This window comes from Pelagicoccus mobilis, assembly GCF_016595505.1.
In the GTDB taxonomy this organism is placed as follows: Bacteria; Verrucomicrobiota; Verrucomicrobiia; order Opitutales; family Opitutaceae; genus Pelagicoccus; species Pelagicoccus mobilis.
In genome coordinates, this window is sequence record NZ_JAENIL010000025.1 from 94,149 (window position 1) to 109,682 (window position 15,534).

The following is a 15,534-nucleotide window of genomic DNA, read 5'->3' on the forward strand; positions in this document are numbered from 1 at the left end:
CTGAACCCCGGAACCCAACACTGTGATCGAACTCATTCTCAGCCGTAAACGCACGGTCAACCTCACTCTCTTCTTCATCCTGGCTGCCGGCCTCTTCGCCTACATACAGATCCCCAAAGAGTCCGACCCGGACGTGCAGATCCCCACCATCTACGTCTCCATGTATATGGAAGGAATCTCGCCCGAAGACGGCGAGCGACTGCTCGTGCGCCCCATGGAGCAAGAACTCTCCAGCGTCGAAGGCGTAAAAGAGATGACCGCGAGCGCTTCCCAAAACTCAGCATCCGTCACGCTCGAGTTCGACGCAGGCTTCGACCCAGATACCGCTCTCGCCGATGTACGCGAAAAAGTGGACCTCGCCCGAGCCGAACTTCCCCAAGCCGCCGAGGAACCGACGGTGCACGAGATCAACTTCTCCGAATTTCCCGTCATCGTCATCACCCTCTCCGGCGACGTACCCGAGCGCGCCCTCACGAAAATTGCCAAGGAACTCGGCGACGAGATCGAAAGCATCGGCCAAGTCCTCGAGGCTCGCGTCATTGGCGACCGCGAGGAAGTCGTCGAAGTCATCATCGATCCCTCGATCCTGCGCACCTACAACCTCTCCCAAGGCGAAATCATCGCTTTCGTCGCTCGCAACAACAAGATCGTCGCCGCCGGCAACATGGACAAAGGCGACGGACGTTTCGCCGTCAAAGTCCCAGGACTCTTCAAAAGCGCCCAAGAAGTCATGGACATCCCCGTCAAGCGAGACGGAGACAAGGTCATTCGCCTATCCGACGTCGCCACCGTCCGCCGCACCTTCAAAGACCGCAGCGCCTACGCCCGCCTCAACGGCGAGCCCTCCATCGGCATCGAAGTCTCCAAACGCGCCGGCGAAAACGTTCTCGATACCATCGCCGCCGTCAAAGAACTCGTCGAAAGCACTCGCCCCCTTTGGCCGGAAAACCTCACCGTCACCTACTCCCAGGACAAGTCCACCGGCATTCGCGACATGCTGCTCGACCTGCAAAACAATGTGATCAGCGCCGTCCTGCTCGTCATGATCGTCGTCATCATCGCCCTCGGCGTACGCTCCGCCCTGCTCGTCGGCATCGCGATCCCAGGCTCCTTTTTGGCAGGCGTGCTCTTCCTCTACGCAGTCGGATTCACCGTAAACATCGTCGTGCTCTTCTCTCTCATCATGGCCGTCGGCATGCTTGTAGACGGAGCGATCGTGGTCACCGAATTCGCCGACCGCAAAATGGCGGAAGGCCTGGCCAAAGGCCCCGCCTACGCCGAGGCCTCCAAACGCATGGCATTGCCCATCATCGCCTCCACCCTCACCACCCTCGCCGCCTTCGCCCCTCTCCTATTCTGGCCCGGAATGGTCGGGGAATTCATGAAATACCTGCCGATCACCTTGATCGCGACACTCAGCGCGTCCTTGGCGATGGCCCTTATCTTCGTCCCTTCACTCGGGGCGATGTTTGGCAAGCCCAACAACTCGAACAACGATGCCCTCGACGCCCTTGATGGAGCAAAACACGCGGATCTAACTAAACTCTCCGGATTCACAGGCTCCTACGCTCGCCTGCTAAACAAGGTTATCCGCCACCCCATCCTACAGCTCGTTTCGATCGCCTCCCTCTTTGTAGCGGTTCTATTCGTCTATGGAGCTTTCGGCAAAGGCGTTGAGTTCTTCCCGGATGTAGAACCTGAGTTCGCCAGCATGAACATCAGAGCTCGAGGAAACCTGTCCGTCGACGAAGCAGATGCCCTCGTTCGCCAAGTCGAGTCCCGTATCCAAGATGTGGATGGACTCAAATTCCTGTACACGAGAGCAGATCCAGAACTAAGAGCCCAAAACGTCCCGGAAGATACGGTCGGCGTAATCCAATTCGAATTCTCCCATTGGGAAAGCCGACCCACCGCGTACGAGATCTTCGACGTCATCCGAGCTCGCACCGCAGATCTCGCCGGCATCATCATCGAATTCGCAAAACCGGACGCCGGACCACCCGTCGGCAAACCCGTGCAGCTGCAGCTCAGTTCTCCCTTCCCGGATGAACTGAAAACTGCCACCCAAATCGTAGTCGACAAGTTCAACGAAACCGAAGGCCTGATTGACATCACCGACACCCGCGGCATCGAAGGCTTCGAATGGGAAATCACGGTCGACCGTACCGAGGCAGCACGATACGGGGCAGACATAACGGTCATCGGAAACGAAATACAGATGCTCACCAACGGTGTCGAAATCGGTGAATACCGACCTCTCGACGCCGACGACGAAGTTGAGATACGCGCTCGCTACCCCTTCGATGAACGCAACCTCGACCAGCTGAACGAACTAAAAATCGTCACCGAAGCAGGACTAGCTCCCGTATCCAATTTCATATCACAAAAAGCCGCTCCTCGAGTTCAAAAGATCGACCGAGTCGAACAGCGCCGCGTCTACACCGTTGCGGCAGAAGTGAAGGAAGGCGTACAACCCGCCGTCATTTTCGAACAGCTAAGGGATTGGCTTCCAGAGTCCGGCATCGATTTCTCGCGAATCCGAGTCGAATACCGAGGTGAAGACGAGGAGCAACAAGAAGCCCAAGCCTTTCTCGGCAAAGCCTTCTTGGTCGCGGTCTTCGCCATCGCGATCATCCTGATCACCCAGTTCAACAGCATCTACCAAAGCGGCCTCATCCTTACAGCGGTCCTCTTCTCAACGCTAGGCGTCTTCATCGGACTCCTCATCACCCACCAACCCTTCGGCATCGTCATGAACGGCATCGGCGTCATCGCCCTCGCTGGAATCGTGGTGAACAACAACATCGTCCTGATCGACACGTTCAACCTCCACCGCAAGAGCATGGACCCCTACCAAGCAGCATTGCTCACCGCAGCCCAACGACTCCGCCCGGTGCTACTCACAACCGTAACCACAATCCTCGGTTTGATCCCAATGGTACTCGGCGTAAACCTCGACTTCTTCACGCCTCACGTATCCATCGGAGCGCCTTCGACCCAGTGGTGGACGCAGCTCGCCACTTCTGTCGCTTTCGGACTCGCTTTCGCAACCGTGTTGACGCTTATCCTCACGCCATCTCTACTCGCCTGCGAACACCGCATCAAAAGCATCTTCAAAAAGAAGGCAGCCTAACCACCTTTTAACTTAGACAAGTGGCTACAGAAAACCACCCCTCACCACGCATCGGCGTCATCAACATATCGGACCGCGCCTCAAAAGGCATCTACGAAGACATTCCCGGCAAAGCTTGCCTCGACCTCTTAAAGACATGGCTGACAACCGAGTTCGAGGTTTCCTATGCAGTCGTTCCCGACGAGCAAGATCAAATCGAGGACACGCTCAAAAAGTTTGCCGACGAAGAAGGTTGTAGTCTCGTCGTCACTACAGGCGGTACAGGCCCCGCCCCACGCGACATCACTCCCGAAGCGACGGAAGCGGTCTGCGAACGCATGCTGCCCGGTTTCGGCGAGCTCATGCGCTCCGCTTCCCTAAAGTACGTACCGACCGCCATCCTCTCCCGCCAAACAGCCGGTACCCGTGGCCATTGCCTGATCGTCAATCTACCAGGCAAGCCCAAAGCCATCAAAGAGAACCTAGAGGCAGTCTTTCCCGCGATCCCTTACTGCATCGACCTCATCGGCGGCGCCCGCCTTGAAACCGATGACGAAGTGATGAAAGCGTTCCGTCCTAAAGGCGCCTAAGGTAGCGCGGAGCTTTAGCCCGCGTCCACAACCCGAGTTCCAAGCTACGAACGCGGCCGAAAGCACCGCACTCCTCATCAATCCTCCGCCCACGCTTCGAAGTTCAACTTCAGCTCCTCGAGGCACTTGATCGCTTTAGGTTCATCAACATCCTCAGCCGCCTTTTCCAAGTCCTTGGAATCCAAATACAGCTGGTCTATTCCTAGCGCCATCGCTGTGTTTGCCAGATAGTGAGCATCCTCCTTCACCATGGCCCAATCCCCTTCCGCCGCACTTTTCTCCATGTCCATTTGCTTGGTAAACACTTCAGCGATAGCAGCCTTTACCGCCTCCTCTGGATAACTGTCGATCCCGCCAAAAACGGTTTGTGGAACCTCGGGGTTGGTCTCTTCGACCGGAGCAACCTCCTCAACTTCGGCGGGTCCTATAAAAAGCGGCACATGCTCTTCCGCTGCAGGTTCCTCAGGCGAGGCAACCGCTTCCACACGTTTCTCCTCGATCCAAGGAATGTCCTCAAGCTTCTCCTGCAGCTGACCAGCATAGAACGGTTTGCCAAGAAAATCGTTCACACCGGCATCGCGAGCTCGCTTCACCTCGTCCTCCTGCAAAGAAGCCGATACCGCTATAATCCAAGGTCGTATCGACTCACTGCCTTTCTTCCGGATCAACTCGGCCGCTTGCGGTCCATCGACTTCCGGCATTCGAAGGTCCATGATCAATAGGTCGTAATTCAGACCAGCCTCCGCCGCAGCAGCCCCTCCGTCCAGCTCGTCGGCCTCGTAACCGATCGACTCCAAATATTGCAGGATAAGGCGACGCACCATCGGGTTGTCATCAACGACGAGGATCTTAAGCGGGTACCTCTGCCCCATCAGGACCTCTTCCTCTTCCATGATGTCAGCAAACGAAACAGACTCATCCCTTTGTTCAACCTCCAGCTCCGTGAATCCAAAGGACGCCGTAAAACACGAACCTTCGCCCACCTCGCTTTGCACGTCGATCCGTCCTCCCATCAGCTCTACGATACGGTTCACGATCGCAAGCCCAAGCCCAGCTCCTTCCCGTGGAAATTTGCTGGAATGCTCAAGCTGAATAAAAGGCTCAAACAAACGGACGAGATCAGACTCCTTGATCCCAACCCCCGTATCCGAAATCTCGAACTTTAGAGGAAGCGCCCCTTCCTCCGCAGACGGCTCGACGAACGCCTTCAAAAACACCTCGCCCTCTTCGGTGTACTTAACGGAGTTTCCGAATAGATTCAGCAAAACTTGCCTCAAACGAACGCCGTCCGCTTCCACCAACTCAGGAATTTCAGCCGAAATTTCCAGATGAGCTTTAAGCCCCTTCCGATCCGCATTCGGCTTGATGGTGCGAAACGTCTCTTCGATCAAGCGCCGCAATTGCACCGGACCATACTCCAACTGAAAGTTCGCCTTCCGCAAATTCGAGAAGTCCAGAATGTCCTGAACGATGCGCAGCAGGATCTTCCCTTCAGATTGGATCGTATCCAGACACGAACGTTGCTTGTCATCCAACCGCGTCCCTTTCAGCAAGTCGCTATAACCAAGAACACTCTGCAATGGCGTGCGAATTTCGTGACTGATAACCGCCAAAAACTCGCTCTTCGCACGGTCCGCCGCTTCCGCACGCTCTTTCGCCAAAATCAAGTCAGCCTCGCTCTCATGCTCGATCTGGTAGTAGAGGAAAAAGATGACTAAGGCCATCACCAAGCCCGCGATGATAATCGTCTGCAACCGAGAAAGGGATACATTGCGAAACCAGGAAGAGCCCGAAATATCGATCCCCAACCAATACGCGATTTCCCCCGTGCCACGAGCTCGGACTGGCGCGCTCAAGTGGAGAATAGACTTGCTGTCCACAACGTAAGGTCCCGACAAAAAGGCCTCCTGTTCCTGGTACCCCTTCACCTTCGAGAGATCGAGGTGCGACTTAGCCAAAAACGGTCGTTCGCCTTGCTCCGTCTCGAAAGCCGCCGTGCGAATTCCAGATTCGTCTCCACTCCACAAATACACGCTAAGCACGTCCGATCCGATTCGTTGCAGCGCGATGAGTTGACTCGCTAAATCCCCACCCAAACGCCGTCCGCTGTCAGCCAATTCCGCGAAGTCGCCGATACTTGAAACATCCAGCGGCACGGCAGCGGTTTGAGCTCGAGAAAGATAATCCTCGCTCATCCGATCCTTCATCCGCTGCCCATTCCAAGTGGTCACCAGATAGCTTCCACCTACCACCACCGCCAAAGCCACAGGCAGCACTCGATGACCCCAGAGCTTCAATTGAGCCCCTACTTGAGGAACGACATCCTCGATCCGACGCTGCAAACGGTAGTACCAAAAGCCGCTCAAAATCGTCCATGCGGCGACGATCCGTAACAGCAAGAGATCGAACCCATAGTATGGAAAATCCTCATACGTAAGCGACTCGACAGGAAACACCGCCCCCAATCGTCCCGGAGCCAGCAGCCATGTGGGAAAAAGGATCACCAATCCAGCCACGATCACATAAAGCTCCCGACGCTTCTCCTCAATCGCCGCTTTGGCAAAACAGCGACACGACCAAATCACCGCGACCGCAGAAACCAGCAACGAAACAACCAGCGTATACAACGAATCCCCAATCTCGATCGACAAGCCCAGAAACAGACCGCCAACCGCGGAGTACGGAAAAAAGTTCCGCTCTTCATCCTTTTTCGCATACCGGATCGCCGTCTCGACCAAGAGCCCGTAGCCCAGCATTTCGAACCCCACCTCTAAATTGAAGGCCCGAAAAAACGCGTCAGAGAAAGACAAGGTCCGCAAAAAATCCTGCAACGCCTGCGAAAACGCATAGAAGCCAATCCACAACCACGGCAGTTTCGCCGCGCCGTGCTGTGACAAAGGCTTCGACAAGGCGAGCAAGCCGACAAGCATCCATCCAAAAAACGACAGGAACACCAGAAAGTCCTGTTCGAAAATCCAGCTTGGGATCAGCTGAGGGGAATTTGGATCAACAGAAAGCATGAAGTGGGCAAAGGAAAATCATTCCTACTATCGGCATCGTTGCAATCCACTACACCAATAGGCAATCCAACAATGCGGATCGCAGAGCTTGCCACCTCCCCCCTAAACGGGCAGAACGCCCATTCCTTGCTCCTGACTCATGAAACCTAAGCCTTCCACCGCCTTCCTCGGCGAACTCGTCGGAACCTTCATTCTCGTCTTTTTCGGGTGCGGCAGCGTCGCCGCCGCAGTCGCGATGGGCGCCCAAATCGGCCTTTTCCAAGTCGCCATCGTCTGGGGCTTCGGCGTCTGTATCGCCATTCTCCTTACCGGAGCAAAGAGCGGGGCCCACATAAATCCCGCCATCACGCTCGCTTTCGCCACCGTCCGCGATTTTCCATGGCGACGCGTCCCCCTCTACATCACCGCACAATTCCTTGGCGCCTTCATCGCAGCCGCCGTCCTCTACAGCCTCTTCAGCGGAGGCATCGCCCTCTTCGAGAGCAGCAACGGCATCGTGCGCGGCGAACCCGGCAGCGAAGCGAGCGCCATGATGTTCGGCGAATTCTACCCAAATCCCGGAGGAGCCGCGTTCACCACTGGAGCGTTGGAACACATCACTACCACCCAAGCTCTTCTCGCCGAGTTCGTCGGCACCGCGATGCTCGCCTTCGCCGTCTTCGGGTTTACCGATCCGAAAAATTCCGGCATTCAAGCCAAGCACGTGCCCTACGCCATCGGCGCCACCCTCACAGCTTTGATCTCTCTGCTCGCCCCGATCTCCCAAGCCGGCTTCAACCCTGCCCGCGACTTCGCTCCACGACTCTTTTCAAGCCTCGCTGGCTGGGGCAGCTATCCGTTCGAAATCCTCGGACACGGTTGGCTCACCGTCTACATCCTAGCTCCCATCGCGGGAGCCATCACCGGCGCCTACCTACAAAAGATCCTCCTTTCCCGAAAGTAATACCGCGCGCAATGGCCGCTGAGGACGTCGGCCGCTACCTCAGGATTACAAATACAACTTAAACAAAGCCTGAGTCCCCTCGTCAGCCGCCCCCTCGTTCACCAAGCGTTCGAAAAGCTTCTTAGCTAGGTCGAGTCCGTGCAAATCGAGCTCCATTTCTTCCGCGGATTCGAGAGCGATCTTCATGTCCTTGACGAAGTGCTTCACAAAGAAACCTGGCGTATAGTCGCCTTTGAGAGCTCGCGGGACGAGATTGCTCATCGTCCAACTTCCCGCAGCTCCCGCTGAGATGCTTTGCAGAACCGCTTCGGGGTTGAGCCCCGCCTTGCGAGCATAACTCAGAGACTCTCCGATCGCCACCATACCACCGGCAATCGCGATCTGGTTGCACATCTTAGTATGTTGGCCAGCTCCTGGTTTTCCTTGGTAGACTATGTTTTTGCCCATTACCTCAAGAATTGGCAAAGCGCGATCGAACACTTCCCTCTCTCCGCCTACCATGATCGATAGACGAGCCTCGCGGGCTCCCAAATCACCTCCCGATACCGGAGCATCAAGCACACCGATTCCCCGCCGACGGCCGACCTCCGCGATCGTTTCGGCAATCAGCGGGCTCGAAGTCGTCATGTCGATGGCGATCGCGTCCTTGTGCAAAGCGGAGAGAATCCCTGTCTCCCCAAGATAAATCGCTTCCACGTCGCTAGGGTAACCGAGAATCGTGATGACGACATCCGCGCCTTCCGCCGCATCGTGCGGAGAATCCTTCCAGACCGCCCCCTTCTCAATCAGGCCTTCCGCCTTCGACTTCGTTCGATTGTATACGCTGACTGGATACCCAGCCGCGAGTAAGTGACCAGCCATGCTAGCACCCATCACTCCAGTGCCGATAAATGCGATTCGTTCCCTGCTCATAAGGTAATAGTCTAATTAGGTTTTGTGATTTTTCGAATCGAAAGCGGCTCGAAACAAAAAAACCGGCCTCGTTGCCGAGACCGGTTAAGAAAAACGTATTTAAGCTACAATTACAGCTTATACCGTTCCGAAGATTGTCTTCCCTTCAGAGAGAAGGTCAGACGCTGCTTCCTGAAGACGCTTTGCCATGTTGGCTTCAGCCTTCTTGAGGTAGCCGCGTGGGTCGTAAGTCTTCTTGTTACCTACTTCACCGTCGATCTTGAGAACGCCTTCGATGTTTTCGCAGATGTGAGTTACGACTGGACGAGTGAACGCGTACTGAGTGTCAGTATCGATGTTCATCTTAACCACACCGTAGTCGAGAGTTTCGCGGATTTCGCTGAGCTCGGAACCTGAACCACCGTGGAAAACGAGGTCCATTTCAGCTTCCGCGCCGTGCTTGTCTGTAACTGCCTTCTGACCGTCCTTGAGGATGGTTGGCTTGAGCTTAACAGAACCTGGCTTGTACGCGCCGTGAACGTTACCGAAAGTAGCAGCGAAGAGGAAGCGGCCGATTGGCTGGAGCGCTTCGTAAACTTCGAGCATGTCTTCTGGAGTCGTGTAGAGCTTTTCAGCTGGGAGACCGGAAGTGTCGTGTCCGTCTTCTTCGCCACCTACGCAGCCAGCTTCAACTTCGAGGATGATGTCGAGCTCGGCACACTCCTTGAGGAGTTCCTTGGAGATCTCGAGGTTTTCGTCGAGAGCAACAACGGAACCGTCGAACATGTGAGACTGGAAGAGAGGACCCTTGCCTTCAGCGATACGCTGACGAGACGCTTCGAGCAGAGGCTTGAGGAAGCCGTCAACCTTAGCTGGGTGACAGTGGTCAGTGTGAAGAGCGACGAGGATGTCGTACTTCTCAGCGAGACGATGAGTCGCCTCAGCCAATACGATCGCGCCAAAAGCTGCATCAGCTACATTGAGGCCGGAAGCGAACTGGCCGCCACCGGTAGAAACTTGAATGATACCGTCTGATTTGGAATCCGCGAAAGCCTTGAGGGCTGCGTTGATCGTCGTGAGTGACGTTACGTTAACGGCTGGGTATGCGTAGCCACCCTTTTGGGCGGCATCCAACATCGCTGCGTACTGCTTAGGTGTTGCGACTGGCATTATGTCTTAAGATTAGATGTTCTTATTTTATTTTCTCCCTGTTAGTAGGAAGGCTGATCAATGTACTAAGAAACGGTTCTCCTTCAACTAAAATCGCCGCTTACCTCGGGGTTAAGGTCAATTAGCGATGCGAATGGAGAGATCCCGCTGCCTTCTTAGTCCTGTAAACAACAGAACTCATACTCCGAATTCCAGTCGGGGCGGCCTTCGACACGCAGAATCAGCCGGAAAGTCTGAGCCTCCATCTCCGGCACTTGAAAACGCAGCACCGGGCCAACCCGATTTTCATCCTCCTCCAGGGCATCGAAATACCAGCCGAGCACAAAACTCTCCTCATCCTCGAAACGCAGATACGCTTCCACCCGATCCCCTTTCACTGAGTCAAGGCCGTCGTGCAGCATCCACAATTCCGCCTCGAACAACTCCCCGCTACGCCAAGCAAACCGTTTCACCCGGGCCGACGCCAAGGTCGTGCGACAACTCTGCTTCACCCCGCGAAGAGCAGGCTTCGCCTCGCAAGGCCAAGAAATCAGGCTGTTGTTCGCGGCAGCTGGCCAAGGCTCATTGAAGCACCAGTTCACAGCCATCGAGCAATACGGCTTTTGCCGGCGGGCCTCCTCAAACAAACCTTTCAAGCCTTCCGACTGCAAAAGCTGCCCCCACTGTACCAGCTCCTCGATCGATTCGGAACGGCCAAAATAGTGTTCGATCACCTCCAGGCAGAGCCATGACTCCGGACAAACATCCCAAGCTCCAAACCCATGCCTCAACTCCCACGCTCCCCCCGGACGCGGTGGAAAAAGCTCATCTTCGGGCAACAAGCTGCGCAACTTCTCGACCGATGCAGGCCCAGGCACGCCAAACTCCACGTACGCCGAATTCCGCGCCCTCTGGAAAACCTCGAAACACTCCTTCCCGCTCGCATCGCGAAACAAGTAGCCACCGTGCCCTGCCCCCATGATCGGCGAAGTCGGCAGAAACGGCGTATCCGGATCTATCTCCAAGCACTTCTTATTTAGCAGACGAATCGCCTTGGACTGGTCCGTCATGCCCGACCAGGAATTGTAAAGCTCGTTGCCTCCGCACCAAATGACCACCGAGGGATGCCCCTTCAGTTGCCTGATGATCGACTCGGACTCCTCTCCGAGCACATCCAGAAACTCGGGTCTGTCGGAATAGCAATTGCACGCCAAAGGAAAATCCTGCCAGACCATTAGCCCCAGCCGATCGCACAGCTCAAAAAAAGAGGGCTTCCCTACCGCAGCTCCCCCCCAGCAACGCAGCAGATTGAAATGACAACTAGCCGCCTGCTCCAACAGAGGCCGGTAGGCGTCCTCACCGGCAACTCCTGGGAATACGTCCGGAGCAACCCAGTTAGACCCTTTCACAAACACTCGACGCCCATTCAGCTCCAGAGTCATAGGCGCCACATTTCGACTCTTGGGCATCTCGGTCGTATCCTCCCAAGCGCCATGATTCATCACCAAACGGACCGTGCGAAACCCGATCGTGTGAGAACACGCGTCCAACAAGTCCCCATTCTCTCCATGGACAGAAACCGTCAGCGAATACAAAGACTGTTCACCGTATCCACGCGGCCACCACAACTCCGGATCATGCACTTCGCAAAACCCGTCCACCATCGATTGCTCATCCAAGTGGATCGACTCCCCATCCACCACCGCTCCCTGCGGATCGACCAAACTCCACTCGAGCAAGCCTTTCGCTGCCCGGCTCAGCTCCACCGACAAGTCCAAACGCAACAAAGCCAAGCCCTCCTCCACGACATAGTCGAAATTCAACTCCTTGATATGCGTATCCTCCCGCAACTCGAGAAAGGTCTCCCTCCAAATCCCCGACGGCACCAAACGCGGGTGAAAGTCCCACCCATAACTGACCGCAGGCTTGACCGACGAGCTCGCTTCAATCCGTCCCTCGCCCAAGCCCGAATCCGGTATCGGAAATACAATTACCTCCAAAAGTTGCCCGTCTCCCGCCGCATGAGAGAAATCGAGCTCCACCTTGCTAAACATCCCCTCCTGAGCATGCAAAGTCTTACCCCCTAGCCTCACAAGAAAACGATAATCGACACCGCCAGAAACGAAGAAAAGCCGCTTACCTTCCTCCAAAGCCACCTTCGGAACGGTCGCCGAATACACCCAATAAACCTTCTCCATCCAAGCGTAACGCCCCACGTCCCCGTCCTGCCAGAAGTGAGGCCACCCTTCCGCACGAGCCCAATCAAGCTGCACCGCCCCAGGAACCGACGCCGGAACCGTTTTCGAAGGACTCACGCTCGGGTCAGACGTGTATCCCACGCTCCATTCCAGATTGTATCGCTTAGGCATCATAGGCTTCAGAGTTCGACTCGCAACAAACCACTATCCCTCGAAGCCCAATCCCGCAACTCCTAGATCAAAAAGAGCTGCTCAAAGCATACACGCCCCCGAATCCGAAAAATCCCACCAACACCGTATCTCCCTACTCACGACGCGCTTATCCCAAACTTTCGAAGGCTTAGAATTGCGTAAGCCTCCTTTCTCGCTAGCGTCTACATAGCACTCCCCCAACTCGCCACAAATCGCCCGCACACGACAAATTGACCGCCCCCGCAAATGTCTACGAAATTAGCGATCAACCTGCATAAGCTCGCCCGCTTCACCAATACCGCCATCCCCATCCTCGCTACGATTTTCTTCCTAGCCGGCAGGTACATATCCTTCTACTACCACTTCCTCACCGTCCCCCTGCTCGGGCTTCTTCTCGTCAACCTCTATTACCTCTTCGGACAGAAGAACCACTCACTGCTGAGAAACTTCGGCATCCTTGGCCAAGGCCGATACATGCTCGAAAGTCTAGGACCAGAACTCCGACAGTATCTGTTTTCCGGAGACACCGAAGAACGCCCCTTCAATCGAACCGAGCGAGGCGAGGTCTACCGCAAAGCCAACAACGTAGACTCCGCCGCATCCTTCGGCTCCCAAAACAACTTCGACGCCACCGAGATAAAGCTGCGACACTCCCTCTTCCCCATTTCCCGAGGAGACGTAGAGCCCTACCGGATGACCTTCGGCGAAGAGAGAGGTATCCAAAACGCCTATACGCTCACCGTCCCCATCATCATCAGCGGCATGAGCTACGGAGCCCTAGGCAAACGCGCCGTTCGCTCGCTCGCCCGAGGCATCGCCCAAACCGGAGGCCTCATGAATACCGGAGAAGGAGGCTACCCCAAATACCACCTGATGGAGAACTGCGACCTCGCCTTCCAAATCGGAACCGCCAAATTCGGAGTCAGAAATCGAGACGGCACCCTAAACGACCAGCTGCTCGCCGAACTCGCCGCCAAAGAGCAAATCAAAATGATCGAGCTCAAGCTCAGCCAAGGAGCAAAACCCGGCAAAGGCGGCATGCTCCCCAAAGAGAAGATCACCCAGGAGATATCCGAGCTCCGCGGCGTACCGATGGGAAGGGATATCGTCTCCCCCACCCACCATGCCGAATGCCAAGACTATCCCAGCACCATCGCCTTCATTCGACGCATTCAGGAAATCTCCCAACTCCCTGTCGGCATCAAACTCTGCATCGGCGACCCCAGGCAATTTTTCGAGCTCGTCGGCGAGATGAAACGTCAAGACGCCTTCCCCGATTTCATCACCATCGACGGAGCCGAAGGCGGCACCGGAGCCGCCCCCAAAGCCTTCCTCGATCGAGTCGGCATGCCACTCTTCCCCGCCCTTAAATCCGCCAACGACATTCTGCTCGCCGCAGGCGTCCGCCAACGCGTCAAAATAATCGCCTCCGGCAAACTAATCAGCCCCGGCTCCCAAATCATCGCCTTTTGCCTCGGAGCCAACGCGGTCGCAACCGCTCGAGGATTCATGCTTTCCATCGGCTGCATTCAGGCCTTGCAATGCGGCAGCAATACCTGCCCCGTCGGCATCACCACCCACGACCCAGACCTGGAGCGCGGAATAAACATCCCCGACAAAGCTCTCAGAGTGGCAAACTACATCCACAGTCTCGAACACGATCTCGACGAGCTTCTCTGCTCCGCCGGAGCCAGAACCGTTAGCGACCTCACCTTCGATCACCTCTACATTCCCAACGAATCTGCCCTCTATCCCTTCGCCAACCACAGCTAATCCACATGACTATCCCTAAACTCAAAATAATCTCCTGGATCACCCAAATCGTCGCCGTCGTGATCATGGGGCAAACCCTCTTCTTCAAATTCTCCGCTCACCCAGAATCCGTGCAGCTCTTCAGCGAGCTCGGAATGGAGCCCAAAGGGCGTTTGCTAATCGGAGCGCTCGAGCTCGTGGCCTGCATTCTCCTGCTTATCCCTTCTAGTATAGTATATGGAGCGCTTCTAGGGGCTTGCCTAATGGCTGGAGCGGTCATTGGCCACATCACAGAACTCGGATGGGAGGGGCCGCGAGGCGAACTCGGAATGCTCGCCATCGTCACCCTCATCTGCTGCGGAATCACAATCGTCATTCGTCACCGAGAACTTCCCCTCCTCAAAGCGATCCACAGCGACACTCCTACCGAACGCGGTCGTCGCAAACGCTAACCCCTCCGGAACAAAGCCCCCAAACGGTGGTCTGTTACTCTATTCTAGACAAAAAGCACTCCCGAACAGCAAGTTTTCCCTAGAACTGATCTAGCGAAAACCCTCAACTTTAGAAAAAACTTCAAAAAAGTTGAATGCTTTCAGAAAACGTGCGTCTACCAACAACGATGCCGGACAACCGAGGTAAATTTACTTTAGAAGAGCTCATGCGTGCGAAACGCAACGAGCGACCGGAGCCCGAATTCTGGGTCCGTTTTGAACGCGAACTTAAGACGAAACAAAAACTGCTCATCCAAAAGCAGCTCGTCAGCGAGTCTCGCCTCAAATCACCACTCTCCGCCAGACTCTTCAAAGTCGGCACCTTCACCGCCACCTGCGGCATCGCAGCCGTCGCGGTCTACTTAGGCATCCAAACGCCCATCGGCGATGCCGAACTCGCGCAAACCGAAGTAAGCGCTCCACTTGGCGCCGCCGAAGAGCCCACCTTTACGGTCGCCGTAGCCGAACAACCTCAGATCCAAGAGGTCGGTTTGAAGGAATTTTCCACCCTAGCCCGTCCAAACGCCCCTCGCGTCGTGGTACACCAGTCTGGTCTAGTCGCTCAAACGCCGACGCCAACCCAGCTCACCGCGATCGAGACCCTGGCCTCGCTAGAGAAAACCATCCGTGCAAATCGCGCGAGTGGACCAACTTCTACACCAGCTTACCAATTCCTCAGCTCAAACGGTCTCTTTGACACTGAACTCGTAAGCCTCGACGAAGCCGACCAAGAAGTCGAAGGGGTCTGGGATTTCGAAAATGCTTACATGCTGGGAAAATACGCGGATCCCCTCACAGGAACGCTTCCCGCCTCTCACTCGAACAGAAGCGTGTACGACATTCACCACGTGAGCTTCTCCCAAATCGACGAAGCCCTTACTGGACAAGTCAGAAGCAGCAATCGCTCCCTCGACGCCCTAACGGTCCGCTTCTAATAAAAGAGACAAAACAATTTCACAAAGACGCTCAAAACCAGGGCGTCTTTTTTCGTGCCCCAGTATCTCCGCTTCGCTCCATCAAACCCCTTCGGGGTTCTTCATCCCTTTTCTCAAGGGAAAGCGTCGTGCCACTTCTTCGTTCTTCATTCTGAACTCTTCGTTGAGAAGTGGCAGCCCGACAGGGATTGGCTTCGAGACTCCGTCTCTTCGGTCCTGCGGACTCACGCTTCGCGTGCCCCATCTCCGCTTCGCTCCGTC

At 55.6% G+C, this 15,534-nt stretch carries 11 protein-coding genes; 6 read left to right on the forward strand and 5 right to left on the reverse strand.

Annotated features, from left to right (window positions below):
• Window positions 1-22: 22 nt before the first annotated feature.
• Together JIN87_RS14420 and mog are read left to right on the forward strand one after the other, a co-directional pair.
• The gene (locus JIN87_RS14420; protein WP_200356283.1) at window positions 23-3,133 is read left to right on the forward strand and encodes an efflux RND transporter permease subunit; all 3,111 of its coding nucleotides are present in this window, start codon (window positions 23-25) and stop codon (window positions 3,131-3,133) included.
• Window positions 3,134-3,153: 20 nt separating this feature from the next.
• Window positions 3,154-3,702, forward strand: coding sequence for a molybdopterin adenylyltransferase (mog, locus tag JIN87_RS14425; RefSeq protein WP_200356284.1), 549 nt, complete (start codon window positions 3,154-3,156; stop codon window positions 3,700-3,702).
• A 77-nt stretch (window positions 3,703-3,779) separates the two neighbouring features.
• On the opposite strand, the gene JIN87_RS14430 is transcribed toward mog, so the two are convergent.
• On the reverse strand, window positions 3,780-6,722 hold the full coding sequence (locus tag JIN87_RS14430) for an ATP-binding protein (RefSeq protein WP_200356285.1): 2,943 nt from the start codon (window positions 6,720-6,722) through the stop codon (window positions 3,780-3,782).
• A gap of 139 nt (window positions 6,723-6,861) precedes the next feature.
• Here JIN87_RS14430 and JIN87_RS14435 point away from each other — a divergent pair, with 139 nt between their 5' ends.
• A complete protein-coding gene (locus JIN87_RS14435) occupies window positions 6,862-7,665 on the forward strand; it encodes an MIP/aquaporin family protein (RefSeq protein ID WP_200356286.1) in 804 nt (267 codons plus the stop codon).
• Between the two features lie 45 nt (window positions 7,666-7,710).
• On the opposite strand, the gene JIN87_RS14440 is transcribed toward JIN87_RS14435, so the two are convergent.
• The 3 genes from JIN87_RS14440 to JIN87_RS14450 all read right to left on the reverse strand — a co-directional run bounded on the left by JIN87_RS14440 (window position 7,711) and on the right by JIN87_RS14450 (window position 12,077).
• Window positions 7,711-8,577, reverse strand: a complete 867-nt coding sequence (locus JIN87_RS14440) for an NAD(P)-dependent oxidoreductase (RefSeq protein ID WP_200356287.1) — start codon at window positions 8,575-8,577, stop codon at window positions 7,711-7,713.
• Window positions 8,578-8,694: 117 nt separating this feature from the next.
• The gene (gene fbaA, locus JIN87_RS14445) at window positions 8,695-9,726 is read right to left on the reverse strand and encodes a class II fructose-bisphosphate aldolase (RefSeq protein ID WP_200356288.1); all 1,032 of its coding nucleotides are present in this window, start codon (window positions 9,724-9,726) and stop codon (window positions 8,695-8,697) included.
• A 155-nt stretch (window positions 9,727-9,881) separates the two neighbouring features.
• Entirely contained in the window at window positions 9,882-12,077 is a 2,196-nt protein-coding gene (locus JIN87_RS14450) for a glycoside hydrolase family 2 protein (RefSeq protein WP_200356289.1), read from the reverse strand.
• Between the two features lie 264 nt (window positions 12,078-12,341).
• On the opposite strand from JIN87_RS14450, the gene JIN87_RS14455 reads away from it, so the two are divergent.
• The 3 genes from JIN87_RS14455 to JIN87_RS14465 all read left to right on the forward strand — a co-directional run bounded on the left by JIN87_RS14455 (window position 12,342) and on the right by JIN87_RS14465 (window position 15,273).
• Window positions 12,342-13,868, forward strand: coding sequence for an FMN-binding glutamate synthase family protein (locus JIN87_RS14455; RefSeq protein WP_200356290.1), 1,527 nt, complete (start codon window positions 12,342-12,344; stop codon window positions 13,866-13,868).
• Between the two features lie 5 nt (window positions 13,869-13,873).
• Window positions 13,874-14,299: a DoxX family protein gene (locus JIN87_RS14460; protein ID WP_200356291.1), complete on the forward strand. Its 426-nt coding sequence runs from the start codon at window positions 13,874-13,876 to the stop codon at window positions 14,297-14,299.
• 134 nt (window positions 14,300-14,433) lie between these two features.
• Window positions 14,434-15,273: a hypothetical protein gene (locus tag JIN87_RS14465; protein WP_200356292.1), complete on the forward strand. Its 840-nt coding sequence runs from the start codon at window positions 14,434-14,436 to the stop codon at window positions 15,271-15,273.
• A gap of 81 nt (window positions 15,274-15,354) precedes the next feature.
• Here JIN87_RS14465 and JIN87_RS28295 read toward each other — a convergent pair.
• On the reverse strand, window positions 15,355-15,534 hold a 180-nt coding region (locus tag JIN87_RS28295), incomplete at its 5' end, for a hypothetical protein (protein ID WP_234033419.1).